We start from the raw sequence: 25,513 nt of genomic DNA, 5'->3' as shown, positions 1-25,513 counted from the left end.
GCATCAGGCCATCAGGCATCAGGGGGTGGCGCCGGGTGCCGGGCTGACTACGCTGCACGGGTGACCACCGAGTTGACCTTGCTGACGCGTGTCGCCTACCGGGGGCAGGAGGTGACCGCGCCCCGGCTGCGCGGCCTCCTGGCCCTGCTCGCCGAGGACCTCAGGGCCGGATGCAGTACCGGCCGGCTCGTGCGGGGGCTGTGGAGCGAGGAGCTGCCCGAGCGGCCCGGCAAGGCGGTGCAGGTGCTCGTCTCGCGGGTGCGGGCCCAGCTCGGCTCCGACGTGATCGCCAGCACGCCGGCCGGCTACCGCATCGCGCTGGCGGAGGACCAGGTCGACAGCTCCGCGCTGCTGCTGCGCGCGGCGGCCAGCGAAGCGCGGGCCGGGGCCGGTGAGCACGAGCGGGCGCTCGCCGAGGCGGAGGCCGGGCTCGCGCTGTGGGACGGCGTGGTGGACGGTGCCGAGGACCCGCACGACCCCCTCGCGGCGCTGCGCCTGGCGCGCTCACCCGCGTACCGCACCCTGGAACGGTCGAAGGCGCTCGCCCTGGCCCGGCTCGGCCGGCGCTCCGACGCGCTGCGCCCGCTGGTACGCCTGGCCAGGGAACTGCCCCGCGACGAGGAGATCCTGGCGGAGCTGCTGCGCTGCGAGGCGGCCACCACGGGCCCCGCCGCGGCCCTCACCCGCTACGACACCTACCGGCGCGCCCTGCGCGACACCCTCGGCGCCGACCCGGGCGCCGAACTCGCGTCGGTCCACGCGGAGTTGCTGCGGGGCGAGGCACCCCTGGTGCGCCACGGCGTGCTGCACGAACCCAATCCGCTGCTCGGCCGGGACGCCGACGTCGCCGCCGTCACCGGTCTGTTGCGCGCGGCGCGCGTCACCACCGTCGTCGGGCCGGGCGGGCTCGGCAAGACGCGTCTGGCCCACGCGGTCGGCCGGGTGGCCGAGCAGCGGGTGGTGCACTTCGTGCCGCTGGCCGGCGTCACCGCCGACGACGACGTGGCGTCGGAGGTCGCGTCGGTGCTCGGGGTCGGCGCCGTACGCCCCGTGCCCGGTGGCGACGGGCTGCTCACGGGCATCATCGGCGCCCTGGGGACGGGGCCCGCGCTGCTCGTCCTGGACAACTGCGAGCACGTCATCCGGGGGGCGGCCCACCTGGTCGGTTCCCTGGTGGCGCGCGCCAAGGAGCTGCGGGTGCTCGCCACCAGCCGCGCCCCGCTCGGCCTGACCTCGGAGTCGGTGTACGCGCTGCCCGAGCTCGGCCTCGTATCGACCATCGAGCTGTTCTGCCAGCGCGCCCGGGCGGCCCGGCCGGACGTGGACCTCGACGAGGGGGCGGTGCGGGAGCTGTGCCGCCAGCTGGACGGGCTGCCGCTCGCCGTCGAGCTGGCCGCGGCCCGGGTGCGGGTGCTGTCCGTGCCGGAGATCGCCCGGCGTCTTGGCGACCGGTTCGCGCTGCTGCGCGGCGGCAGCCGTGACGTGCCCGAGCGCCACCGCACCCTGCGCGCGGTGGTCGAGTGGAGCTGGAACCTGCTGGAGCCCGACGCGCAGGCGGCCCTGGGGACCCTCTCGGTGTTCCCCGGCGGCTTCACCGAGAGCGCGGCCGAGCGCGTCCTCGACGGCGGGGACGCCCTGTTCCTCCTGGAGCAGCTGGCCGACCAGTCGCTGATCAAGGCCGCCGACACCGCGTCGGGTGTGCGTTTCCACATGCTGGAGACGGTGCGCGAGTTCAGCGCGGCCCGCCGGTCCGAGGCCGGCGAGGAGGAGGCCGTCATCGGCCGATTCCTCGCCTGGGCGCGGGAATTCGGGCGCGCCCACCACGAGGCGCTGTTCAGCGCCGACTCCCTGCGCTCGTGGGAGCTGACCCGCACCGAGCAGGACAACCTCTCCCTGGCGCTGCGCCACGCCCTGGCCCGCGACGACGGCCCCACCCTGGCGGGCCTGACCGCCGTGCTCGCCTCGCTGTGGGCCACCGACTCCAACTACAGCCGCCTGACCGGCCTCGCCGCCGACACCGCGCACCCGCTCTCGCACTTTTACCCGGACCCCGAGGACATCGAGCCCGCCCGCAGCGCCGCCGTGGTGTGTGCGCTCAGCCTGTTCATGGGCCACGGGCCCCACGCCGTACGGGAGTTGGTGACCCTGCGCCGGCTGCCGCCCGCCGAGCCCGACACCTTGATGCGGGCCCTCGGCGTGGTCCTGTGCGCCCTGCCCGATGTGCACCCGCCGCACTACACGGCGCTGCGAGAGCTGTGCGAATCGCCCAACCCGCTGCTCTCCGGCGTCGCCGAGTGCTTCGCCAGCTATGTGTGGGAGTACGAGCGTGACGTGGACCGCGCGCTGGAGTCGGCCCGGCGCGGCCTTGACGCCCTGACCTCGCTGGGCAACCCGGCCACCGAGATGCTGGGCCACGGCCGCATCAGCGAGCTGTGTCTCCAGGCCGAGCGCGGCGAGGAGGCGTACCGGCATCTGCGAGCGGCCCTCGACGTCCTGGAGCGGACCGGGGACTGGGCCGACGCGGCCGGCTGGTACGACATGACGGGGGTGCGCTGGGCGCTGGTGCTCGCGTGTCTGCAACGCGGCGAGATCGACGAGGCGGAACACTGGCTGGAGCTCGCGGCCCTGGAAAAGCCGCCGGAGCCGGCCCAGGCCTTCAGCGCGGAGCTGGGCTCCCGCGCGGAGATAGCCCTGCTCAGGGGGGCGACCGAGGAGGGGCTCGGGCTGTGGCGTACGGCGGTGGCGCAGTTGCGCGAGGCGGACGCGCTCTACCCCGACGACCCGTTCGTGGCGACCTGGGCGATGCAGATCCAGTCGACCGCGGTGGCCGCGCACGCCCGGCACGGACGGCTCGATCAGGTGGCGGACGTCGCGGCCGAACTGCGCGCCCAGGCGGCGGAGTTGCTGGCCCGCTCGCCCGATGAGTCAAGCCCCGTCGAGCTGCCGGTGTCCGGCACGATGCTGCTCGCCATCGGTCTGGCCGAGCTCGCCCGGGGTGAGCGCGCGGGCGTCCGCCTGCTCGCGCTCGCCGAACGGATGCGGGTGCACCGGGACTTCCCCACGATGTCCGCCGCCGGGATCCGGCAGTGGGCCGAGGACGCCGCCGGGGCGGCGTACGCCGACGCGGTGTCGGAGTACGCCGCCCTGGGGCGCCCGGAGCTGGAGGCGGCCGCCTCGGTGGAGCTGCGCGCCATCAGCGCTGGGGCTCGCGGTTGAACGAGGCCTTCGACCAGAAGTAGCCGAGCACGGTCAGGGCGAGGCACCAGGCGACGGCGAGCCAGCCGTTGTTGCCGATGCCGGTGCCCAGGAGCAGTCCGCGCAGGGTCTCGATGGCGGGGGTGAACGGCTGGTACTGCGCGACGGGCTGGAACCAGCCGGGCATCGAGTGCAGCGGCACGAAGGCGCTGGACAGCAGCGGCAGCAGGATCAGGGGCATCGCGTTGTTGCTGGCGGCCTCCGCGTTGGGGCTGACAAGGCCCATGCCGACGGAGATCCAGGTGAGCGCGGTGGCGAAGAGCACGAGCAGCCCGAACGCCGCGAACCATTCCAAGGCGGTGGCGTCGGTGGAACGGAAGCCGATGGCCACGCCGACGGCGCCGACGAGGACCACGCTCAGGATTGACCGCAGGACGCTGCCGACGACGTGCCCGATCAGCACGGAGCCCCGGTGGATCGCCATCGTGCGGAAGCGGGCCATGATGCCCTCGGTCATGTCGTTGGAGACCGAGATGGCGGTGCCGACCACGGTGGAGCCGATGGTCATCAGGAGCAGCCCGGGCACGATGTAGGCGATGTACTTGGCGCGGTCGGGGCCGCCGCCGCCCACGCCCATGCTCATGGTGTCGCCGAAGATGTAGACGAAGAGCAGCAGCAGCATGACCGGCGTGAGCAGCAGGTTCAGGGTGAGCGAGGGGTAGCGCCTGGCGTGCAGCAGGTTGCGGCGCAGCATGGTGGAGGAGTCACGCAGGGCGAGGGAGAGGGAGCTCATCGGACGTTCTCCTTGTGGGTGGTGGTGATGATGGTGGCGGCGGCGGCAGCGGCCGGGGCGGTGGCGCTGTCGGCGGGGTGGCTGGTCAGGGCGAAGAACACGTCGTCGAGGTCGGGCGTGTGCACGGTGAGTTCGTCGGCCTCGACGGCGGCGGCGTCCAGCCGGTCCAGGAGGGCGCGCAGCTCGCGCTGGCTGCCGTCGCTCGGGACGGTCAGGGAGAGCGAATCGTCGTCGCGGACCGCCCCGCGCAGGCTCGCCGCGGCGCTCTCGTACGCCGTCGGGTCGTCGAACCTGAGCCGTACGTGGCCGCCGGGCACCAGCCGCTTCAGCTCGCTCGCGCTGCCCTGGGCGACGAGCTTGCCGCCGTTCAACACGGCGATGCGGTCGGCGAGTTGGTCGGCCTCGTCCAGGTACTGCGTGGTGAGGAAGACGGTCACGCCGTCCGCGACGAGGCCGCGGATGATGTTCCACATGGTGTGCCGGCTGCGCGGGTCGAGGCCGGTGGTCGGCTCGTCGAGAAAGATGATCCGGGGGCTGCCGACGAGTGTCATCGCGATGTCGAGCCGTCGGCGCATGCCGCCGGAGTAGGTGGAGGCGGGCTTCTTCGCGGCCTCGACGAGGTCGAACCGTTCGAGCAGTTCGTTGGCGACGCGGTGGCCTTCGCGGCGCGAGAGGTGGTGCAGGTCGGCCATGAGGAGCATGTTCTCCTCGCCGGTGATCAGGTTGTCCACCGCCGAGAACTGGCCGGTGACGCCGATCGCGGCGCGGACGGCCTGGGCGTGGGTGGCCACGTCGTGGCCGGCGACGCGGATCTCGCCGGCGTCCGCGCCGATCAGGGTGGAGAGGATCTGCACGGCGGTGGTCTTGCCCGCGCCGTTGGGGCCGAGGAGGGAGAAGACGGTGCCGGCCGGCACGGTGAGGTCGATGCCGTCCAGGACGGTCTTGTCGCCGTAGGCCTTGCGGAGGCCGGTGGCCGCGATGGCGAGTGGTGAGGTCGTTGTCGTCATGCCGCAGAGCGTGCGCCCCGGCCGCTTCAACCCGGTTTCAACCCGGTTTCACCGCCCCCTCAGCGCTGGCCGGCCGGGGGAGCGGGTCGTCCGGGCGCGGGCCCGTGCGTAGCTGTTTGCGCAGTTCCCCGCGCCCCTGACTACTCGGCGCTGGCCCGGACCGGGAACTTCAGCCCCCGTCCGGGGGTAGGGCTTGTGCTGGCCCGCATGGGCATAGTCAGCCCGTCCGGCGATTGAGGACGAGGCCGTTCAGGCCGAACGGGGTCTGGGGCGGAGCCCCAGGGGAACCGGCTGCGTGCAGTTCCCCACGCCCCCCGGAGGGGTCCGTGTTGGTCCGGGTTACAGGGGGAGCCATTCCCTGGATGTGGTTACCTCCGTCAGGATGTCCGGGAGGGGCCGCACCCCGAGGCCGGCCCCCGTCGGCACATCGAGGTGGCCGTCCGCCAGGACGAACGGCTCGGTGATGTCGGTGGCGAAGTACCGGCGGGAGCCCGACGTGTCCCCGGGCAGCGTGAACCCGGGCAGCGCCGCGAGCGCGACATTGGCGGCGCGCCCGATCCCGGTCTCCAGCATGCCGCCGCACCAGACCGGGACGCCGTGGGCGCGGGCCAGATCGTGGATGCGGCGCGCCTCCAGGTAGCCCCCGACGCGGGCGGGCTTGATGTTGATGACCGAGCAGGAGCCCAGCGAGATGGCGGCCGCCGCGTGCGCCGCCGATTCGATGGACTCGTCCAGACAGATGGGCGTACGCAGCAGCCGCGCGAGCTGGGCGTGCTGGACGAAGTCGTCGTTGGCGAGGGGCTGCTCGATGAGCAGGAGCCCGAACTCGTCCAGCCTGCCCAGGTGTTGGGCATCCACCAGCGTGTACGCGGCGTTGGCGTCCACCTGGAGCAGCAGGTCGTCCCCGAAGCGCTCGCGCACCGCGCGGACGGGCTCGACGTCCCAGCCGGGCTCGATCTTCAGCTTGATACGGACATAGCCCTCGGCGACATAGCCTTCGACGGCGTCGAGGAGTTCGGGTACGGAGTCCATGATGCCCACCGAGACCCCGCACGGCACCCGGTCGCGCGCGGCGCCGAGGTAGGAGCCGAACGACTCGCCCGCAGCGCGCAGTTGGGCGTCGAGGACGGCGCTCTCCAACGCCGATTTGGCCATGTGGTGGCCGGTGAAGGGTTCGAGGGCGCGGCCCACCCCGGCGGCGTCCACACCGTCCTTGGGCAGCGCCGGGACGAGGAACCTGCGCAGCACGTCCTGGGCCCCGTCGACGTACTCCGAGCAGTAGCGCGGCTCGGACATCGCGGCGCACTCCCCCCACCCCTCGCCGTCCGCCGTGACGACGCGGACGAGCAGGACGTCGCGGCTCGCCTCGACGCCGAAGGAGGTGCGGAACGGCGCGACGAGCGGCATCGCGATCCGGCGAAGCTCGACGCCGGAGATCTTCAACTTGGTCACGGGGTCTCCCTGGTGGTCGGGGTGATGCTGGTGCGGGGGCGGCGGTGGATCACATAGCTGCGCCGGCCGTGCAGACCGAGGACCTGGGCGCCCTCGTCGAGCAGGACGCCGAGGGCGCCACGCACGGCGCGGCGCCAGGCCCCGGCCGCCGCCGGGTCGGTGCGGCGCAGGGCCTCGACGTCGGCGGGCAGGTCAACGAGTACGTACTCGGCGTCCAAGCCGGCCAGTTCGGGCAGGCCTTCGCGGTCGCGTACGGCGTGGACGGCGCCCTCGGGGCGCGCGATTCCCGGGTCGCCGGGGGCGGGCGGCGGCGCGGACAGGTCCCAGGAGGCCAGGACCCGGTCGGACTCGTCGCCGCCGTTGATGGCGTCGTCCATCGCGCCGTAGAAGGAGCGCAGGTACTCCTCGGGCCGGGCGCCCAGTTTGGTGAGGTTGAAGTGGGCGTTGCGGCGGATGAGGGGATCGTAGGTCCACGTGATGCGCTTGAGGCCCCGGGTCAGGGCCCACTGGCGCTGGTGCATCTTGAGGGCGAGGCCCGCGCCCAGACCGGGCAGGGCGCCCGTGATGTGGGAGTGCATGGTGGTGCCGAGCGGTTCGCCGAAGAAGGCGACGGCCGCCCCCACGAGCCGGTCTCCCTCGTAGGCGCCCGCCACGTAGTTCCCGGCGTGGGACAGCGCCCGCATGACCTCGGCGGACATCGGGGCCTGCTCGGGCGGCGTGCCCCAGATGCCGGCGTACAGCAGACTGACGGCTTCGAACTGCGCCATGCCGTGCAGCTCGCGTACCTCCGGGCCGTTCACGGGAGTGATCCGACCGCTCACAGGAGTGTTCCGACCGTTCACAGGAGTGCTCCGACCAGGCCCGCGAGCAGCTGGGCGCGGGGCGCCATCGCGGCCGTCACCACATGTTCGTGGTCGGCGTGCGCGCCGTCGCCGACGGCGCCGAGCCCGTCCAGGGTGGGGCAGCCCACGCCTGCCGTGTAGTTGCCGTCGGACGCGCCGCCGACGGCCGCCTCCTGGAGCGCGCCGAGCCCCGCGCGGGCCGCCACCTCCTGCGCGAGCGCGAACAGGTCGCGGGAGCTCTCGGCGTCCAGGGGCGGGCGGTTGGTCCCGCCGGTCACGTGCAGCCGGGCGTCCGGGTGGCGCGGCGTGAGGGCGTGCATCAGCTCGTCGACGGTGTCCTGCGCCACCGGGCTCGGCACGCGGACGTCCACGCTGAGCTCGGCCCGTGCCGGCACGGTGTTGGTGGTGGTGCCGGCCGACATCACGGTGGGCGTGATGGTGGTGCCCGGTCCGGTGCGGGTGGTGACCGTGTCGCTCATCGCCCCCAACGCCAGGAGCTGGTGGGCGAGTTCGGTGGCCGCGTTGACGCCTTTCTCGGGTTCGAGCCCGGAGTGGGCGGCGCGGCCGTGGACGGTGAGTTCGTAGTGCGAGACACCCTTGCGTACGGTCTTGAGCGCGCCGCCGGCGGCCGACGCCTCCAGGACGAGCGCGGCGCGGCAGGCGCGCGCCGTCTCCTCGATGAGGGCGCGGGAGGTGTCCGAACCGACCTCCTCGTCGCCGGTGACCAGGACGCAGACACCGTCGAGGGACGGCAGCAGGGTGAGCGCGTGGAACATCTGCACCAGGCCCGCCTTCATGTCGAAGACGCCGGGCCCCCGGGCCTCGCCCTCGCGCACCGAGAACGGGTGCGTCTTGAGGGTGCCCGTCGGCCACACCGTGTCGTGGTGGCCAAGCAGCAGGACGCGCGGCGTACCGAAGCTCCACCGCAGATGGCTCACGCCCCCGCTGACCAGGGGCTGCGGCCGCGCGCCCAGCAGCCGGGCGCCCTGCTCGGCCACGACCTGGGCGCTGCGGGCCACGGCGGCGAGGTCGGCGGAGTAGGACTCGCACGTCACGAGGGTTTCGAGGTCGGCGAGCATGGCGTCGAGCGACGGCAGGGGCGACGACGGCGAGGGCGACGGCGACGCGGGGCGGGGTACGGGGCGGGGTACGGGGTCGGCCGGCACGGGGTCCTCCAGAGGTGGGCTGTCCGCCACGCTAAGCACGCCGCGGGACGCGGAGTTGGTGCGTGGGCCACGGCATCGGGAGCGGATTCGTAGCGTGGGACGAAGAGCGGGCCGCCGCGGGCGCCGGGCGGGCTGGGATTCCCGTTTGACGTTCACACGGTCGGATGGTCAGGTCACGACATGCACGACATGCACGACATGGAAGCCGGCACGACCGGTGATCGAGTCCCGGCGGAAGCAGTCGAGCTCCTTGAGGCACTGCTCAAGCGCGACGACCCTGTTCATCGCGCCCTGCGGGCACAGATCCCGCATCTGCGGGTGACCGGGCACTGCACGTGCTCCTGCGCCACCATGGATCTCGGCCTGGACGAAGCCCTGGCGCCCGCCGCGCTCGTCACCGATGGTCCCGTCGTAGCCGAGGCCGAGGTCGTCGACGCCGACGGGCAGCCCGTCGGCGGGTTGCTGGTCTTCGCCCATGCCGGGTACCTGTCCTGCCTGGAGATCTACACCTGGCTCGACGAACAGATCACGCGATTCCCCTCCCCGGACCGCCTCCGCTGACCCCTCCGGCGGAAGGGCCTTGCGGAACGGCCTTCCGCCGCTGACCGCATCCGGCCCGGTACATCGGTATGCGCCAGGGTTCGCCAGGGTGTGCGGGATGGTCCGACGCGCCGGCCGTGGTGTGAGGTGGGGCCAAGGGAAACAGCCATGCGCCCCTCATGTGCCTCCGTGCCTCGATCCATGCGTACGTAGGGACGGTCATGGTCCGTTCGGCCCGGCAGGAAGGCCGAGCGGCAAGGGCACAGTCCTGCCGTCGTCAAGGAGTCCGCCATGTCGTCTGCGCCATCTCGTCGTGAGCCGCCTCAGTTCGAACTCCGCTGCGGGGGACTGCACTTGATCATCCAGCGAGTCCCCGGATGGCTCCTCGCGCTGGTCATGTCAGCCGGAGGTGTCGCGGGGACGTGGTGGATGGGGCGCTGAAGCCGTTGGGCGCGGCCCGGGGCCGAGGATGCCGGCCGGTGGGGTCTGAGGGGTGGGGCCGTTTACGTCCGTCAGGTCTCGCTGTCGTACAGGCCCATCAGGCGCAGCTCCAGCATCGCGGCGAACCGCGCGACGGGGTCGCCCAGGTCGAGTCCGCCGACCTCGGCGACCCGGCGGACGCGGTAGCGGAAGGTGTTGGGGTGCACGAAGACGCTCGCCGACGCGGTGATCGCATCGCCTAAGGCGTCGAGCCACGCCCGCAGCGTCTCCACGAGGTGGGCGTTGTGGCGCCGGTCGTACGCCACCAACTGGGCGAGGGAGTCGGACAGTTCATCGCGGTTGGCGGCGGCGAGGTCGCGCATCTCGATCAGGAGCGCGTCGATGTGGACGTCCCCGATCGCGGCGACCCTGCGGGCACCCGGGCCGGCCGTCAGCACGCGCAGCGCCCGGTCGGCGTTGGCGCGTGAGCGGGCGAGGGCCGCGGGTTCGGGGGCCAGGGAACCGATGCCGATGACGGCGCCCGTGCGGTCACCGGTGCGCTCCAGGAAGTTCGAGGCCACCTGCACGGCCCGCTCGCGCGCGGTCGCCGTCCCGCCCGGGACGGGGAAGAGGGCGTACGCGACGTCCCCGAGCAGCGCGACGGCGGAGCGCGGACGCACGGCGCTCAGGTGGACGGCGAGCGCGCTCGCCAGACGCTGGCGTTCGGCGGTGACCCGCGCGTGGTCGGCGTCCGTACGCGGGGGCAGGCCCAGCGCCATGACCAGGAGGGGTCCGTGGGCGAGCCCGAGCCGGCCCAGCGCCTCGACCGCGCCCGCCCCGCCTTCGAGCGCGGTGGTCACCAGGTCGGCGCGCAGCCGGTACTCGGCGTCGGTGCCGGCGCGCAAGCGCAGCATGTGCAGGGCCACCAGCTTGGCGGCCTCCTGGAACGCCTCCTCCCGCTCGGGGGTGAGGGGGCCGCGCACCGCCGCCCAGACCGAGCCCAGGATCTCGTCCCCGGCCCGCACCGCGATCGCCACCCGGGGCAGCGCGACCTCGTCCCCGAGCGTCGGCGGCGGAATGTGCACCGGCTTCTGGCTGCGGTACAGCTCCTTGAAGACGCCGTGCTCCTCGTGGATGCGCAGATACCGCTCGGGCACCCGGCGGGCCAGGATGCTGGCCACGCGGGCGGTGTCCGCCTCGTCCTGGCGGCCGGAGAAGGCGAGGATGCGTGAGCGGCGGTCCTCGATGGTGATGGGGGCGTCAAGGAGCGTGGCGATCGCGTTGGCCAGCGCGAACAGGTCGCCCGACGGCACCCCGCCCAGGGTCTGCTTGCCGGCGCCTCCGACGTCTCCCTCGGCCAGCAACGTCCGCAGCATGGCGGCGAGTTGGGCCCAGGACGCGCCCCGGGTCAAGGAGAGCAGGGCGACGCCGGAATCGGTTGCCGCGGCCTCCAGGGTGGCGTCGTCCTCGACGGGGCCGCGCACCACGAGCGCGGCGGCGCCGAGCCGTCCGAGTTCGCGCAGGAGCCGGCGGATCTCGTCGCCGCCGTGCACGCCGACCCCGAGCACGATGGCCCGCTCCGGGTAGTGCTGCTCGTCGTGAGGATCGTGGATGCCGACGCCGCCGAGCTCGCCCGGCGCCCGTGGATCGCCGTGCAGCAGATCGAGGAGGGTGGGGCCGAGATCTTCGAGCACCCGGCTCAGGCTGCGGGCGGGGGGCGTCGACATGTGCGGGATCATCTCCGCAGGTTAGGGGGTCACTGGGGTGCGGGTTCGTGGCCGCGTACGAGGTTACGCCGCCGGGTCCGTACGCCGGTACGAACACTCCGGACGGCTCAGCGGCACGGCTGACTATGCCCATGCGGGCCAGCGCCGACCCCGCCAGGGGCGCGGGGAGCTGCGCGAGGAGCGACCACGGTCCGCAGCCGAACTCCTTGGGGCTCCGCCCCAGACCCCGTGTCGCCTGTTCTGGGCGTACACCCTCAACTTGGCGGTGGCGTACGGAGGTTACTTCGGCTACCTCGCCGCCTCCCCGCTGATCTTCGAGAAGATGGGCCTGGCCACCGAGACCACGAGCTACTGCTACATCACCGTCTCGATCGCCTACGTGGCGGGCAACCTCACCTCGCGCGCCCTGGCCCGCAAGCGGCCGGTCAACCAACTCCTGTGGGTGGGCCACGGATTCTTCCTGCTCGGCGCGCTGATGATGCTGGGCCTCGGGCTGAGCGGGGCGGGCGCGCCGTGGGGTCTGCTGGTCCTGGTCTTCATGCCGGTGATGACCTACGGCAACGGTTTCCTGCTGCCGCTGTCGATGAGCGCGGGCGTGACGACGTTCCGTACGACGGCGGGGGCGGCGTCGGGACTGATGGGCGCGCTGCAACTGTTGGCCGCGTCGCTGGGCATCTTCCTGTCCAGCCGGTTGCCCGCAGGCGATCCGTACGCCCTCGGCTGGTTCGTCCTGGGCGCGGCGGGGGTGGGCATAGCGGCCTTCGCCCTGTTCCTCTCCCTGGCGGCGCGCGGGGACGCGAACGGGGACGCGAACGGGGACGCGCGCGGGGGCGGGGAGGGCGAGGGCGTGCGGCCGAGCGCTCCGCAGAAGACCACGGTGGCGCGGCGCTAGCGGTTTCGTCCGCACTCGTAGCAGCCGGAGCAGCCGGTACACCCGGTACACCCGGAGCACTCGGAGCACCCAAAGCCCCGGCCCGGCCGGTGTGCGAGGATGCGCACGTTCGTGGCGGCCCCGGCCCCGGGCGGGACCGTCGCGCTTGCTGGAGAAGGGATCGCCCTCAGCGCCAGGGGGCCCCGTGGAATTGCGCCAGATCCAGTACTTCGTCGCCGTCGCCGACGAGCTGCATTTCGGCCGGGCCGCCGAGCGCCTGCACATCGGCCAGCCGGCCGTCAGCCAGCAGGTGCGCCGTCTCGAACGAGAGCTGGGCGCGCAGCTCTTCGACCGCTCCGGCCGCACCGTCACGCTCACCCCGTTCGGCCGGGCCCTGCTGCCGGAGGGCCGCGAACTGCTGGCGGCGCTGGACTCCTTCACCATCAAGGCCAGGCGCATGGCGACGCGCAGCGCGGCCACGTTCCGCGTCGGCATCAGCTCCGCCCTTGGCCGGCGCCTGGACGACTTCCTTGACGCGCTGCCGCGCCACGGCGCCGATACCCCCTTCGAGTTCCAGACCCTGGACGCGCACACCCGGTTGGAGGACGTACGCGCCGGGCGCCTGGACGCGGCTTTCGTACGAGGCGTCGAAGCCGCCCCGGGCCTGCGGCTCCTCCCCCTCTGGGACGACCCGTTGGTGGTCGCGCTGCCCGCCTCGCACCCGCTGGCCGCGCGCGACCGGCTCGACCTGAGCGACCTGGCCGCGCTGCCCCTGCGCATCGCCCCGCGCGAGGAGAACGCGGTCCTGTACGACACGGTCGTCGCCGCGTGCCGCACGGCGGGCTTCGAACCGGACTTCGGTCCGCCCTCCACCGGGCTCCAGGACACCCTGGGCGGCATCGGAGCGGGCACAGCCGGCTGGACCGTGATTTACCCGACGACCGTCAACTCGGTCTCCTCCCGCCGGATCGCGCTGCTCCCCCTCGCCGGGGACCCCATCACCAGCCGCATGTCCCTGGCCCTGCGCGAGAACGCCGAGCCGGAGCGCCTGGCGTTCCTCACGGCGGCGTGCGAGGAGGTCCGCCGCAAGGTGACGGGGGAGGGGAAGGCGGAGAGGGAGGGGAAGGCGGAGGGGGAGGTGGCTACGCGGTGACGATTTCTGCGAGCAGGCCCTCGACCAGGGCCTTGATCTCGTCGCGGATCGGACGGACCGCCTCGACGCCTTGGCCGGCCGGGTCCGCCAGCTGCCAGTCCAGGTAGCGCTTGCCGGGGAAGACCGGGCAGGTGTCGCCGCAGCCCATGGTGACGCAGACGTCCGACTCCTTGACCGCGTCCACGGTGAGGATCTTGGGGGTAGCGGTGGAGATGTCCACGCCGACCTCCGCCATCGCGGCGACGGCGGCGGGGTTGACCTCCCGGCCCGGCGCCGAGCCCGCCGAACGGACCTCGACGCGGTCACCGGCCAGGTGCGCCAGCCACGCGGCGGCCATCTGGGAACGGCCCGCGTTGTGGACGCAGACGAACAGCACGGACGGCTTGTCGGACATGGCGGGTCTCTTTTCACGACAGGTTTCGCGGCAGATCGCACGACAGGTTTCGCGGCAGGGCTCGCGGTGGAGCTCGCGGCGGGCATCGGCTCCCGGCGGGCACCGGCTCCCTGCGGCATCAGGGCCCGCTGACGTCATTCCCTGCTGATGTGACAGTATCAGTCCATGATGACGTCAGTCGACGCTGACCTGATCCGGGTGCTCGCGGACCCGCTCAGGCTCCGGATCGTGACCCTGCTCGCCCGCGAGACGCTGTGCACCACCCACCTCGTGGAGGAGACCGGGGCCAGACAGACCAACCTCTCCAACCACCTGAAGGTGCTCCGGGAGGCGGGCGTCGTGGAGACCGAACCGTGCGGCCGTTTCACCTACTACCGGCTCAAGGCCGACGTCATCGCCGAGCTCGCCGGTCAGTTCTCCGGCCTGGCCGAGACCGCCCGTACCCACGCCGACACCAAGAGGGCCTGCCCGTGAGCCGTACCGAAACGCCCTCGACTCCCCAGGAGGCCTCGGTCGTCGCGAAGCTGTCGACGCTCGACCGCTTCCTCGCCGTGTGGATCCTCCTGGCCATGGCGCTGGGCCTCGGCCTCGGCCGCGCGGTCCCGGGCCTGAACGACGCGCTGGCCGCGGTCGAGATCGGCGGCGTCTCGCTCCCGATCGCCGTCGGGCTGCTGATCATGATGTATCCGGTGCTCGCCAAGGTCCGTTACGACAAGCTCGACGCGGTGACCGGCGACCGGAAGCTGATGGTGTCCTCCCTGGTCATCAACTGGGTGCTCGGCCCGGCTGTCATGTTCGCCCTGGCCTGGATCTTCCTGGCCGACCTGCCCGAGTACCGCACCGGCCTGATCATCGTCGGCCTGGCCCGCTGCATCGCCATGGTCATCATCTGGAACGACCTGGCCTGCGGTGACCGCGAGGCCGCCGCCGTGCTCGTGGCGCTCAACTCGGTGTTCCAGGTCCTGGCGTTCGGCCTGCTCGGCTGGTTCTACCTGGACCTGCTGCCGGGGTGGCTCGGCCTCGGTGACGGACGGCACCTCGACATCTCCGTGGGGAAGATCGCTCTCAACGTCGTCGTCTTCCTCGGCGTCCCCCTGCTCGCCGGCTTCCTCACCCGCCGCGTCGGCGAGAAGAGGCTCGGCCGCACGCGTTACGAGGCCGACTTCCTTCCCAGGATCGGCCCTTGGGCGCTGTACGGTCTGCTCTTCACGATCGTCGTCCTCTTCGCCCTCCAGGGCGGGACCATCACCTCCCGGCCGCTGGACGTGCTCCGCATCGCGCTTCCGCTGCTCGCCTACTTCGCGCTCATGTGGTTCGGCGCCTTCGGCCTCGGCAGGGCGATCGGCCTGACCTACGCCCGGACCGCGACCCTCGCCTTCACCGCCGCGGGCAACAACTTCGAACTGGCCATCGCGGTCGCCATCGCCACCTTCGGCGTCACCAGCGGACAGGCCCTGTCCGGCGTGGTCGGCCCACTGATCGAGGTCCCGGTCCTGGTGGCGCTCGTGTACGTGTCACTGGCCTGGCGCCGGCGGTTTGGCGCGGCGGCCTGAAACCGGGCCGCGTCGACCGTGTCCGGGCCGCCCTCTCGGGCCCGGGCCGGGCACGGGGGGCGCCCGCACCCGTACCCGCACCCGCACCCGCACCCGTGTCCGTGTCCGGGCCGCCCTCAGGCGCCGGCCGGACCGGATCCCGTGGTCGCGTCCGCCAGTGCCCGCGCCTCTTTCTCGGCCGAAATCCCGTCGGCGAGCGGGGGTTGGCTGTCGGCCGGCAGTGACTGCCGCCAGGCCCAGGTGTCCCGCACCGTGTCCAGGACCGGACGGCAGCGCAGGCCGGACGCCAGCGCCCGGGACACGTCGCCCGCGTGCAGCGCCGCGTGCAGCTCGCTGCCCGGCGGCGCCCAGATCGGCAGCTCGCTCCACGCCTCGACGCCGGCCGCCTCGACGGCCTCGGGCGACAGCCAGCACAGCTCGGCGTCCGACCCGGTGACGTGCACGCAGGCGTCGAGGAGGCCGCCCATCGTGGTGTGGCCCTGCGGACCGACCATGTTGTACGCGCCGTGCAGACCCGCCTCCAGGGCGTCGAGCACCCACGCCGCGAGGTCGCGGGCGTCGACGTACTGGAGCGGGGTGTCGCGCGGCCCGGGGGCGAGCACCCTGCCGCCCCGGGCGACGCGCTCCAGCCACCAGGTCAGGCGGCCGGGCGTCTCGCGCGGGCCGAGGATGAGCCCGGCGCGGGCGATCAGGGTGCGCTTCTCGCCGAACTCGCGCAGGACGGCCAGCTCCGCGCCGCGTTTGTCCGCCGGGTACTCCGTCGCGTCGGCGTCGGGGTCGCCCGCCGCCAGCGGGCCGTCCTCGTCGAGGTCCGCCGGTGCGGGCCACGCGTACACCGAGCGGCTGGAGACGAACACACAGCGGCCGACCCGGCCGGCCAGCAGACGGGCCGCGTCGCGCACGGGGGCCGGGCCGCCCGACCAGGTGTCGACGACCGCGTCCCACTCGCCGGTGGCGAGGGCGGCGAGCCCGTCGGGAGCGGTGCGGTCCCCGTGCAGGACGCGCACACCGTCCGGCGCCGGGTGTTCGCCCCGGTGGAAGACGGTGACCTCCCAGCCCCGGTCGCGCGCGGCCTCGGCGACCGCGCGGCCGCCGAAGTCGGTACCGCCGAGCAGCAACAGCTTCACAGCTTCCCTACGCCTTCTTCGTGGTGGTGGTGGTGGTGATGGTGATGGTGATGGTGGTGGTGTCGGGGGTGGTGGGCCGGGCGCCGGTCGCGGTGCCCGGAGTGGTGTGCCGGCCTCCGATCGCGGCGTCGGGGGTGGCGGGCCGGGCGCCGGTCGCCGTGTCGGTGGTTGTCTGCTGGCCGCCGGTCGCCGTCATCCGGTCGCCGTCATCCTGCCGTCGGCCGCCGTCATCCCGCCGCCCGTTGCCGTCATCCCGCCGTCCGGGCGCGGTACGCCGCGAACCGTTCGCCGATCTCCCGGGCGCGGCCCTCCGCCTCCGACAGTTTCATCTCGGGGCACTCGTACCCGAGTTCCTTGGTCATGATCGCCATGGCGGCCGGCTCGAACACGACGGTGCCGTCCGGGCGTATCTCGCTGATGCCGTCCTGGATCTGACCGGAGACGTTGATGGCGTGGGCCTCCTCCTCCGTCATCCCGTCCGGCAGCGCGGGCCGGAACTTGCCGCCCTCGATCGCCACCGGGAACCCCCCGAGCGCGCCGCCCGCGCCGGGCGCGTGGACGATGGCGTCGCGCCCGTCGGCCAGCGGCTCAAGGACGCTGAGGGCCGAGGCGGCCGTCATGGTCTGCCCCGGCATGCCGCCGGTGCGACGGTACTGGCCGGGCAGCCGGTTCAGCAGCGCCTCGACGTCCAGCTCCGCGGTGATGTCACGGCCGTCGACCCGGATGCCGAGGCCCATGGCGGCGGGGCCGCTGTTGCCGTGGCGCGACAGGCGGTGCGAGACGTAATGATGGGCGACGAGCCGCACGTCCACGTCCGCCGTGCTGCGGCCGAGCTCGTCGGCGACGGCGGCGGTGATGCCGGGGACGTTGTTGGCGACGTTGCCGATGCCGATGTCGGGCGAAAGGCCGATCGCGGCGAGCGCGGGGTGCACGGCGTCCGGGTAGGCGGCGTTGACGACGACGGCCTGCGTGCCGGAGAGCCTGACGGCCTCCATGGCCTTCATCACCGGGACGAGGTGCATCGGCAGCCACGGGCCGTAGTTGGCGGCGTACACGCGCTGGAAGGCGGCCGGTTCGAGGGTGGAGATGACCCACCACGACTGGTAGCTGGCGGCGAGGAAGATGATGTCGGGCGCGAAGGCCGCGATGCGCTCGGCGGTGCGCGCCACGTCCGTCAGGTCCGTGACGGCGTGGCTGACGGTGGGGGCGTAACCGCGCTGCACCGCGCAGAAGCGGGTCAGGTTGGCGGCGCGCAGCACCACTTCCTCGTCCCGGCCGACGAGTTGGACATGCCGGTCGGCCGCGCTGTGGGCGAGCTCGTGGAAGGCGCGGCGGCCGATGTCGCCTGCGCCGAGGACCATGATCTTGCGGGGCTGGTTCACGAGGTACCTCCGAGGTGGGCGGTGGCGAGCGAGGAACGGCCGGTGAGCCGGTGCGCGTCGCGGATGAGGCCGGGCAACTCCCGCATCGCGCTGAAGGCGTGGGCGCCGTCGCGGTGCGCGGGGACGGACGGATCGGCGGTGTACTGGAGGACCCGCATGCCGGCGGCGAGCGCGGCGTCCACGCCGACCGGGCTGTCCTCGACGACGACGCAGTCCTCGATGTCGGCGCCGCACTCGGCGGCCGCCCACAGGAACAGGCGCGGGTCGGGCTTCCATGCCTGGACGTCGTACGCCGAGAACAGCCGGCCCTCGAAGTGGTGCAGGATGCCGGACTTGCCCAGGCGGTCCGCGATGATCTCCGGCGGGCTGTTGGAGGCGACGCACATGCCGGTGCCCGCCACGGAGCCCAGCTGCTCCAGGGCGTACGCGACCCCCTCGATGGGTTCGAGCCAGGAGCCGATCAGCTCATCGCACTTGGCGCGGGCGCGCGCCATGGCGTCGGCGGGCGGCGCGGATCCGGAGATCTCCTCCATCAAGTCGATGCACTCCTGCATCTTCTTTCCCGAGAAGAGCTCGTCCCGCTGCTCCTTGGCCAGGTGAAGCCCCATCAGCTCGCCGATGTACGCGAGCCCGCCGTTCTCGGCGTCCTGGGTGTCGACCAGGACGCCGTCCAGGTCGAAGATGACGAACTCACTCATAGGTGATCCAGTCCACGTTCTCGATGGCGGCGACGGTCGCGGCCAGTTCCAGGTGGTTCGCGGCGGAGCCGATGACGGCCGCCGTGTTGCCGCGCGCGCCGATGCGCCAGTCCGCCGCCGCGCCCGGCTCGGTGAGCACGGTGACGCGCTCCACGTTCGCCAGCCGGCGCAGGGCGGAGACGTTCCTGATCGACTTCACCGTGCGGGCGCCGACGGGCGGCACGATCAGGTAGTGGAAGGCGATCGGGCCGTCCTTCTTGATCTCGGGGGTCTCGTAGGGGCGGCCGAGCGCGGCGGCGACCGCGACGTACGCGGGGTCGCTGGTGCCCGAGCGGACTGCGAGGTCGTCGACCCAGGCGCCGAGGCGGCCGTTGACCTCGATGACCCGAGGGCCCTGGGCGGTCAGTTTGATCTCGACGTCGGCGACGCCGTGGATGTTCAGGGCGCGCACCGCGCGGCACGCCAGGTCGCGCACGGCGCGCTCCTCGTCCTCGGGGACGACGGAGAAGCCGCCGTAGCCGCCGCGTTCGCGAAACGGCTCGGCCAGCGCGAACTTGCTGGTGACGAAGACCGGGCGTACGTCGTCGCCGTCGGCGACGCAGTCCACCGCGATGTAGTCGCCCCACGGCGCCGGGACCTCCCGGCCGACCAGCAACTCCTCCAGCATCACGGCGCTCTCGACGGGGCCGTCGCCCTCACCGGAGAACATCGCGGCGACGGCCGTGCGGCACTCCTCGGGCGTCGTGACGGCCTGAGTGTTGCGGCTCGACGCGCCGATCACGGGCTTGATGATGGCCGGCAGCCCGACGTACGCGAGCGCGTCGTCGGCCTGCTCGGGCCCGGTGATCGTGCGAAAGCGGACGCTGTCGACGCCCGCCTCGGCGAAGCGGACGCGCTGGAGGTCCTTGTGCGTGATCGCCTCGACGTCGGCGGGCCGGTGATAGCGCAGGCCGAGTGCGTCGGCGAGCCGGACGGTCGTGGCGATCTGGAACTCGCTGAAGGTGATGATGCCCGCCGGGGCGAACGCGCGCAGCGCGTCCACGAGTTCGGCCTCGGTGCGGACCTGTGCGTCCACCACGGTGCCCACCGTCTCCAGCGTGGGGATCATCTCCCGCGCGTGGTCGGTGCCGGCCGTCACGAACACCAGCGAGCAGCCGTTGTCCCGGGCGGCTTCCGCCAGCCGGGTCGGCGCGAGGCTCCCCGCGTCGTAGACGACGAGAAGCACCGGCTTGTCACTCATGGGTCAACCTCTGTGGTCCGGGGCCCGCGCAGGGTGGGGGCCTGCGCCGGGGCGGGTGTACGTACGGGTGGTGTCGCTGCGGATTTCGGTGCGTATCGGGGCAAGTCGGCGCGCGAAGGGGTGCGCGGGCCCTGCGGACGGCCGAGGCGGCGGTCCGCGGGGGGCGCTTCGGCCGGGTCAGGCCGCGGGGAACCCGCCGGCGCGGCGCGCCTGGGTCAGGGCCTTCGCGAGCGTTTCGACGGTCGAGCAGGTGAACACCACCTGCACCGGGATCTCCAGACCGAACTCCTCCTGGAGCCGCAGCGCGACCCGGGTGGCGGTCAGCGAGTCGCCGCCCAGCTCGAAGAAGTCGTCGTGGGCCCCGACCTCGTCGGCCCACAGCGCGTCCGCCCAGATCCGGGCGACCGCGCGCTCGGCGGGCGTACGGGGCGCGACGAACTCGGCGTCCAGACCGGTGCGTTCGCCGTCCGGCGCGGGCAGCGCGGCGCGGTCCGTCTTGCCGCTGGTGGTCAGCGGCAGCCGGTCCAGGAAGACGAAGGCGCCGGGCACCATGTAGCCGGGCAGGCTCGCCCCGCACCGCTCGCGCAGGGCGGTGACGCTCAGCGCGCGGCCGTCAACGGGAACGCAGTACGCGACGAGGGCCTTCTCGCCCGGTACGCCGCCGGGCACGTCCTCCCGGACCGTCACCACGCAGGAGGCGACGTCCTCGTGGGCGAGGAGCGCGGACTCGATCTCCCCGAGCTCGATCCGGAAGCCCCGCACCTTCACCTGGTGGTCGAGGCGCCCCAGGAACTCCAGGTTCCCGTCCGCCAGCCACCGCACCAGGTCCCCGGTGCGGTACACGCGCGCCCCCGGGCCTTCGGCGGCGTGCGCGGGGAAGGGGTGCGCGGTGAACCGCTCCCGGGTCAGGTCCGGGCGGCCGAGGTAACCGCGCGCCACGCCCCTGCCGCCGATGAGGAGTTCACCGGGCACGCCGACGGGCACCGGCCGGTCCGCCTCGTCCACGACGTACACCTCGGTGTTCGGGGTGGGCCGGCCGATCGGGACCGGTCCCGCCGCGTCGCGGATCTCGGCGACGGTGGCGTAGACGGTGGTCTCCGTCGGGCCGTAGCCGTTGACGACCCGGCGCCCGGCGCGCAGCATCTTCGCCGCCAGGTCGGCGGGCAGCGCCTCACCGGCGGTGAAGAGGGTGAGTCCGCGCGGCTCGGGCCGGTCGCCGAGCGCGTCGAGCAGGGGCCGCCAGGCCGACGGCGTGGCCTGGACGAGGGTGGCGTCGTGCCGGTCGATCAGGGCGGCCAGCGCGCGGGGCGCGCGGACCTGGTCGCGGTCGGCGCCGATGATCCGGCCGCCGGTGATCAGGGGCAGGAACACCTCGACGGCCGCGATGTCGAAGGTCGCCGACGTGGTGAACAGGACCCGGTCGCTCGCGGGCGCCGGGAAGATCTCCCGCATGCCGAAGAGCAGATCGAGGAGCGAACCGAGGGTGATCGCGACGCCCTTGGGCGTGCCGGTGGACCCGGAGGTGTAGAGGACGTACGCGAGGTGGTCCGGCCCGGCGGCCGGCTCGGGGTCCGCGTCCTGGTGTGCGGCGAGCGCGGCGCGGTCGGTGTCGACGGCGACGAGCACCCGCCCCTCGCCCACGAGCCGTTCGCGCAGCGACTCCTGCGTCACGACGACGGGCGCGGCGGTGTCGCGAAGGACGAAGTCGAGCCGTTCCACGGGGTGTTCGGGATCCAGCGGCACGTACGCGCCGCCCGCCTTCAGCACCGCGAGCAGCGTGACGATCAGCTCGGGACCGCGCTCCAGACAGACACCCACCGGTACGTCCGGCGCGACGCCCAGGGAGCGCAGATGGCGGGCCAGCCGGTTGGCGCGGCTGTTCAGCGCGGCGTACGTCACTTCCTCGTCGCCGAACACGACGGCGAGCGCGTCCGGGGTCCGCCCGGCCTGCGCGGCGACCAGCCCGGCGACCAGACCCGGGACCGAACCCGCGCCCGGGTACGCCGAGGGGCGCGAACTCCACTCGGTGAGCAGCAGGCGCCGCTCGGCCGCGTCGAGGATGTCGAGGTCGCCCGGGTCGGCGCCCGGCGCCTCGGCGACGGCGGCGAGCAGGGTGAGGTAGTTCCCGGTGAACCGCTCGGCGCTCGCCGTCTCGAACAGCGCGGTGCTGAAGTCGACCCGCACCTCGATGTCCGCCGCGCGCTCCTCGAAGACCAGCGCCAGATCGGGCGGGCAGGCGCCGGGGGGCGTGGCGGGCAGGGCGTCCTGGGCGAACAGGGCCTGCACGAGCGGGTGGTGGCCGGCGTCGGCCGCGGGAGCGAGGGCCGCGACGAGGTCCTGGAACGGGACCCGCGGCCGGGACCGCGCCCCACGCAGTGCGGCGCCGGCCCGCTCCACGAGCTCCCCGAAGGACGCGGCCCCGGCCAGGCCGGTGCGTATGACGCTCAGCTCGCCCGCCAGCGGTGTGCCCACGGCCACGTCCGCCCGGCGGCTCCAGCGGCCCAGGAGCAGCTGGTAGGCCGCGAACAGCACGACCGGCAGCGGCGCGCCGTATCCGGCGGCGGCCTTGCGCAGGGCGTCGGCCGTGGCGGCCGGGACGGTGCGGGTGCACCGGGCCGTGCCGGGCTCGCGCACCGAGGAGCGCGGGCGGTCGGCGGGCAGCTCCAGGGGTTCGAGGCCGTCCAGTTCGGCGCGCCACTGGTCCAGCACGGTCGCGTCAGTCATGACCCCTCCGGGGTGCCGAGGATCCGCGCCAGCGCGTTGCGGTCCGTCTTTCCGTTGTCGTTGAGCGGCAGGGCGTCCAGCCGGGTGAGGCGCGCGGGCACCATGTGCAGCGGGACCTGCTCGCGCAGCCAGGCGTCGAACCGCGCGGGGTCCGTCTCGCGGCCCGCGTAGGCGGCGACCAGTTCGGTCTCGCCCTCCGCCGTGGCCAGCGCCACCACCGCGACGTCGACGACCGCCGGGTGGCGGCGGACGACCGCCTCCACCTCGCCGATCTCCACGCGGTGGCCCCGGACCTTCACCTGCTGGTCGAGGCGGCCGCAGTGCACCATCACGTCGCCCTCGCGCCGGACCCGGTCGCCGGTGCGGTACCAGTGGCGGTCGGTGAGCGGCCCGCAGCCGTCGTACACGGCTGCTTGGCCGCCCGGCTCGTACGACAGGAACCGGCCGGTGTTCTCGCGCGGGTCGAGGTAGCCGTCGAAGCGCTGGGGGCCGCGCACGCACAGTTCGCCCTCGTCGCATTCGCGTCCGTCCTCGTCGAGCAGGACGCCCTCCATGCCCGGGTACATCGTGCCGATCGGGACCGTGCCGCCGGTGAACTCGGGCCATGCCGAACTCGGGCCGGACAGAAGGTGGTTGGAGCAGCAGATGACGAGCTCGGTGGGGCCGTACACATTGTGGATCCGCGAGTGCGGCGCCACCTCGTGCCACAGCGCGGCGTGCTGCGCGGTGACCGGTTCGGCGCCGAACAGGCTGTGCTTGAGCGTGACGCAGCGCCCGAGCGGGAGGTTGCCGAGCCGCTGCGCCTCGCGCACCACCGAGGGCACCGAGAACCAGTGGGTCAGCTTCCGCTCCACGATGAAGTCGACCGGCGTGTACAGATCGGCGGCCGACGGCACGACCACGGTGGCGCCGCCGCCCCAGGCCACGAAGAGGTCGAAGGCGTGCGCGTCGAAGGTCAGGCCGAACACCTGCGAGAGGCGGCTGCCCGGAGCGATCTCGTAGCGCGGGATGTTGTGTTCGAGGTACGGGGAGAACTGGCGGTGCAGGATCGGCACGCCCTTGGGCTGGCCGGTCGAGCCCGAGGTGAACAGGATGTACGCCTCGCGGGCGAGGTCCGAGGGGACCGGCGGCAGCGCCTCCTCCAGCGCCTCCTCCAGCAGGTCGTCCTCGGCGCGCTCGTCCTCGGTGAGCTCAAGCACGGTCGGCCGGTGGCGCTCGGGGAGCCGGGTGAACAGCTCGGCGGCCCGCTCCTCCACCAGGGCGACGGTGACCCCGGCGCGCTGGGCGACGTCGAGGTTGCGCTGCTGGGGGTGGTCCGGGTTCAGCGGAACCACGGCCGCGCCGAGCCGCTGGATCGCCAGGTATCCGGCGTACGCGCCCACCGAACGCGCGGCGACCAGCGCGACCCGGTCGGGCACCCCGCCGTGCTTGCGCACGATGCGGGCGGCCAGCACCAGGGCGAGGCGGCGCAGTTCGGCGTAGGTCAGGGCCTCGTCGCCGATCTCCAGCGCGGCGTGGCCGGGCAGCCGCAGGGCCGACTCCTCGAACCACTGGTACATCGTGCGGTGCGGAAGGCGCGGGGTGAGCGGGTCGGGGGTCATCGGTTCCTCGATATCCATGTGCGTTCCAAGTTCTCGACCAGGTCGCTGCTGGTCAGCCGCCTGCACTGCTCCACGGCGTACAGGGCCATGTAGTGGCGGAACACGTCTTCGGGCTCCTCGTGGGCGTGCAGGACGCGGCGGTTGTTGATGACGGCCGGGTGGGCGAGTTCGGTGGCGGCGGCCCGCACGGCCGTGTCCAGCCCGTCGGCGGGGACCACCTCGTCGCACAACAGGCGGCCCTCGGGCGACGCCGCGTCGATCCGGCGGTCGGCGAAGATCGCCTGCCGGGCCAGCCGGTTGCCCCCGACGCGGGGCAGCCGCAGGTTGGCGGCGCCCGGGATGATGCCCTCGCGCAGTGCCGGCAGGGTGAAGTAGGCCTCCTCGGCGGCGATCACCCGGTCGAAGACGAGCAGGATCTGCGCCCCGCCGCCGATCGCGAAGGTGTCCACGGCGGCGATCCACGGCTTCTCGACCGGTTCCGGCAGCCAGCTCGCGCCGTCGTCCGGGGCGCTCAGGCCCCGGAAGATCTTGTTGATGTAGCCGAGTTCGCGGCCCAGGAAGAAGTCGATGAGCGAGATCTCGCCCTCGTACAGGCGAGTGAGGTTGATGCCGGCGCTGAACACCCGGCGCCCGGCGTAGCGGGGGTGCGTCATCGGGCCGCCGCGCATCACCCCCACCCGTACCGAGTCGTCCAGGAGCACGAGGTCGACGGCCGCCTCGAGCGCCGCGACCAGCAGGTCGTCCTCGGCGTTGAGGAACCGCGTGTTGTGCACGGTCACCTCGCCCAGGTCGCCCCGGCGGCGCACCGAGACGAGACCGAAGTCGGCGTGGCCCGTCGCCCGGAAGCCGGACAGCGCGGCCAGCGCCTTCTCCGTCGGCCTGCGCATGGCCTCCATGAGGTGCGGACCCGCCACGGGCGAACGCAGCAGACCCCAGAAGAAGATGCCGTGGTCGCTCTCGCGGCCCTCCTTGTCGCGCTGCGGCCTGCGCCGCTCCTGCTCGTTCTGCTCCTTCGTCGGTACGAGGCCGGGCATCAGCTCGGCCGCGCGCAGGGCGAGGTCGTTCAGACGCAGGAACTCGCGCCGCCCGTCGGTCAGTTCGTCGTACAGACTCTCCGCGTGGCACTCCATGAAGCGCCGCCGGGCGCGGCGCGCCGCCGTGTGCAGGGGGCCCGTCGCCGCGCGGTCCGCGCCGGGGCGCGACAACGCGTCCTCCAGGCGGGCGAGATGGTCGACGGTGGCCGCACGGTCGGCGGCATAGCCCTGCCCGAGTGTGGGCGCCGGTTCACCCGTGGTCGTCGTCGATGTCGTCATGCCGCCCCCGCTTCCAGCGCTGTCCGTGGTCATCGTGTGGTGTGCGTCGTGTGTGGCGTGTGCGTCGTCTGCGGCGTCTGAGCCGGCTGCGTTGCCTGGGCCGCCTGAGCTGCCTGAGCTGCCTGAGTCGCCTGTGTGGCCCGCGTAACCTCGGTGACCTCCGTGACCCTCGTGACCTCCGTGACCCCCGTGACGCCCGTGACCCGCGTCCGGCGCGCTGCCGGTTTCGTATGCGTCGTGCGCGTCACGCGCCGCGTCGTCGCGCGGGCCGCCACCTCCACGCCCGGGCGGTGGCGGTCCGTACGGTCCGGGTCG

The 25,513-nt window shown here is 73.2% G+C and carries 21 protein-coding genes; 6 read left to right on the top strand and 15 right to left on the bottom strand.

Annotation, left to right across the window (positions count from 1 at the left end):
• The first annotated feature begins 60 nt into the window (after nt 1-60).
• Nucleotides 61-3,216, top strand: coding sequence for an ATP-binding protein (locus ABR738_RS19635; RefSeq protein ID WP_350231288.1), 3,156 nt, complete (start codon nt 61-63; stop codon nt 3,214-3,216).
• Here ABR738_RS19635 and ABR738_RS19630 read toward each other — a convergent pair.
• The 5 genes from ABR738_RS19630 to ABR738_RS19610 form a co-directional block, all read right to left on the bottom strand.
• On the bottom strand, nt 3,194-3,988 hold the full coding sequence (locus ABR738_RS19630; protein WP_350231287.1) for an ABC transporter permease: 795 nt from the start codon (nt 3,986-3,988) through the stop codon (nt 3,194-3,196). The genes ABR738_RS19635 and ABR738_RS19630 overlap by 23 nt on opposite strands.
• Nucleotides 3,985-4,995, bottom strand: coding sequence for an ATP-binding cassette domain-containing protein (locus tag ABR738_RS19625; protein WP_350231286.1), 1,011 nt, complete (start codon nt 4,993-4,995; stop codon nt 3,985-3,987). Before ABR738_RS19625 ends, ABR738_RS19630 begins: the two co-directional genes overlap by 4 nt.
• A 339-nt stretch (nt 4,996-5,334) precedes the next feature.
• Entirely contained in the window at nt 5,335-6,438 is a 1,104-nt protein-coding gene (gene menC / locus ABR738_RS19620) for an o-succinylbenzoate synthase (RefSeq protein WP_350234657.1), read from the bottom strand.
• A gap of 5 nt (nt 6,439-6,443) precedes the next feature.
• Nucleotides 6,444-7,247, bottom strand: coding sequence for a GNAT family N-acetyltransferase (locus ABR738_RS19615; RefSeq protein WP_350231285.1), 804 nt, complete (start codon nt 7,245-7,247; stop codon nt 6,444-6,446).
• Between the two features lie 38 nt (nt 7,248-7,285).
• Nucleotides 7,286-8,368, bottom strand: coding sequence for a M20 family metallopeptidase (locus tag ABR738_RS19610; protein ID WP_350234656.1), 1,083 nt, complete (start codon nt 8,366-8,368; stop codon nt 7,286-7,288).
• A gap of 267 nt (nt 8,369-8,635) precedes the next feature.
• Between ABR738_RS19610 and ABR738_RS19605 the strand changes: the two genes are divergently transcribed.
• Nucleotides 8,636-9,016, top strand: coding sequence for a hypothetical protein (locus ABR738_RS19605; protein ID WP_350231284.1), 381 nt, complete (start codon nt 8,636-8,638; stop codon nt 9,014-9,016).
• Nucleotides 9,017-9,507: 491 nt separating this feature from the next.
• Here the strand turns inward: ABR738_RS19605 and ABR738_RS19600 are convergent, their stop codons facing one another.
• On the bottom strand, nt 9,508-11,142 hold the full coding sequence (locus ABR738_RS19600) for a PucR family transcriptional regulator (protein WP_350231283.1): 1,635 nt from the start codon (nt 11,140-11,142) through the stop codon (nt 9,508-9,510).
• Between the two features lie 37 nt (nt 11,143-11,179).
• Here ABR738_RS19600 and ABR738_RS19595 point away from each other — a divergent pair, with 37 nt between their 5' ends.
• The gene (locus tag ABR738_RS19595; RefSeq protein WP_350231282.1) at nt 11,180-12,034 is read left to right on the top strand and encodes an MFS transporter; all 855 of its coding nucleotides are present in this window, start codon (nt 11,180-11,182) and stop codon (nt 12,032-12,034) included.
• 184 nt (nt 12,035-12,218) lie between these two features.
• On the top strand, nt 12,219-13,166 hold the full coding sequence (locus ABR738_RS19590; protein WP_350231281.1) for a LysR family transcriptional regulator: 948 nt from the start codon (nt 12,219-12,221) through the stop codon (nt 13,164-13,166).
• Here ABR738_RS19590 and ABR738_RS19585 read toward each other — a convergent pair.
• Nucleotides 13,156-13,560 carry an arsenate reductase ArsC gene (locus ABR738_RS19585; protein WP_350231280.1) on the bottom strand — a complete coding sequence of 135 codons (405 nt, stop codon included), beginning with the start codon at nt 13,558-13,560 and terminating at the stop codon, nt 13,156-13,158. The two genes, ABR738_RS19590 and ABR738_RS19585, sit on opposite strands and share 11 nt — an antisense overlap.
• Before the next feature lie 165 nt (nt 13,561-13,725).
• Between ABR738_RS19585 and ABR738_RS19580 the strand changes: the two genes are divergently transcribed.
• Nucleotides 13,726-14,034 (top strand): ArsR/SmtB family transcription factor, encoded by a 309-nt coding sequence (locus tag ABR738_RS19580; RefSeq protein WP_350231279.1) that lies wholly within the window; start codon nt 13,726-13,728, stop codon nt 14,032-14,034.
• Nucleotides 14,031-15,113 (top strand): ACR3 family arsenite efflux transporter, encoded by a 1,083-nt coding sequence (arsB, locus tag ABR738_RS19575; RefSeq protein WP_350231278.1) that lies wholly within the window; start codon nt 14,031-14,033, stop codon nt 15,111-15,113. The genes ABR738_RS19580 and arsB overlap by 4 nt, the downstream gene beginning before the upstream one ends.
• A gap of 116 nt (nt 15,114-15,229) precedes the next feature.
• Here the strand turns inward: arsB and ABR738_RS19570 are convergent, their stop codons facing one another.
• The 8 genes from ABR738_RS19570 to ABR738_RS19535 all read right to left on the bottom strand — a co-directional run bounded on the left by ABR738_RS19570 (nt 15,230) and on the right by ABR738_RS19535 (nt 25,198).
• On the bottom strand, nt 15,230-16,240 hold the full coding sequence (locus ABR738_RS19570) for an NAD-dependent epimerase/dehydratase family protein (RefSeq protein WP_350231277.1): 1,011 nt from the start codon (nt 16,238-16,240) through the stop codon (nt 15,230-15,232).
• A 7-nt stretch (nt 16,241-16,247) separates the two neighbouring features.
• Nucleotides 16,248-16,436: a hypothetical protein gene (locus tag ABR738_RS19565; RefSeq protein WP_350231276.1), complete on the bottom strand. Its 189-nt coding sequence runs from the start codon at nt 16,434-16,436 to the stop codon at nt 16,248-16,250.
• Nucleotides 16,437-16,488: 52 nt separating this feature from the next.
• Nucleotides 16,489-17,622 (bottom strand): hypothetical protein, encoded by a 1,134-nt coding sequence (locus ABR738_RS19560; protein WP_350231275.1) that lies wholly within the window; start codon nt 17,620-17,622, stop codon nt 16,489-16,491.
• Nucleotides 17,619-18,320 (bottom strand): HAD family hydrolase, encoded by a 702-nt coding sequence (locus ABR738_RS19555; protein WP_350231274.1) that lies wholly within the window; start codon nt 18,318-18,320, stop codon nt 17,619-17,621. The genes ABR738_RS19560 and ABR738_RS19555 overlap by 4 nt, the downstream gene beginning before the upstream one ends.
• Nucleotides 18,313-19,560, bottom strand: a complete 1,248-nt coding sequence (locus ABR738_RS19550) for an ATP-grasp domain-containing protein (RefSeq protein WP_350231273.1) — start codon at nt 19,558-19,560, stop codon at nt 18,313-18,315. Before ABR738_RS19550 ends, ABR738_RS19555 begins: the two co-directional genes overlap by 8 nt.
• A 177-nt stretch (nt 19,561-19,737) precedes the next feature.
• Nucleotides 19,738-22,284 carry a non-ribosomal peptide synthetase gene (locus tag ABR738_RS19545; protein ID WP_350231272.1) on the bottom strand — a complete coding sequence of 849 codons (2,547 nt, stop codon included), beginning with the start codon at nt 22,282-22,284 and terminating at the stop codon, nt 19,738-19,740.
• Nucleotides 22,281-23,903 carry an AMP-binding protein gene (locus ABR738_RS19540; protein WP_350231271.1) on the bottom strand — a complete coding sequence of 541 codons (1,623 nt, stop codon included), beginning with the start codon at nt 23,901-23,903 and terminating at the stop codon, nt 22,281-22,283. The genes ABR738_RS19545 and ABR738_RS19540 overlap by 4 nt, the downstream gene beginning before the upstream one ends.
• Nucleotides 23,882-25,198, bottom strand: coding sequence for an enoyl-CoA hydratase/isomerase family protein (locus ABR738_RS19535; RefSeq protein WP_350231270.1), 1,317 nt, complete (start codon nt 25,196-25,198; stop codon nt 23,882-23,884). The genes ABR738_RS19540 and ABR738_RS19535 overlap by 22 nt, the downstream gene beginning before the upstream one ends.
• Nucleotides 25,199-25,513: the final 315 nt, after the last annotated feature.

This window comes from Streptomyces sp. Edi4 (assembly GCF_040253615.1).
Classification (GTDB): domain Bacteria; phylum Actinomycetota; class Actinomycetes; order Streptomycetales; family Streptomycetaceae; genus Streptomyces.
Note: the sequence above shows the minus strand (reverse complement) of the source record. Positions and strands in the feature narration are given on the sequence as shown.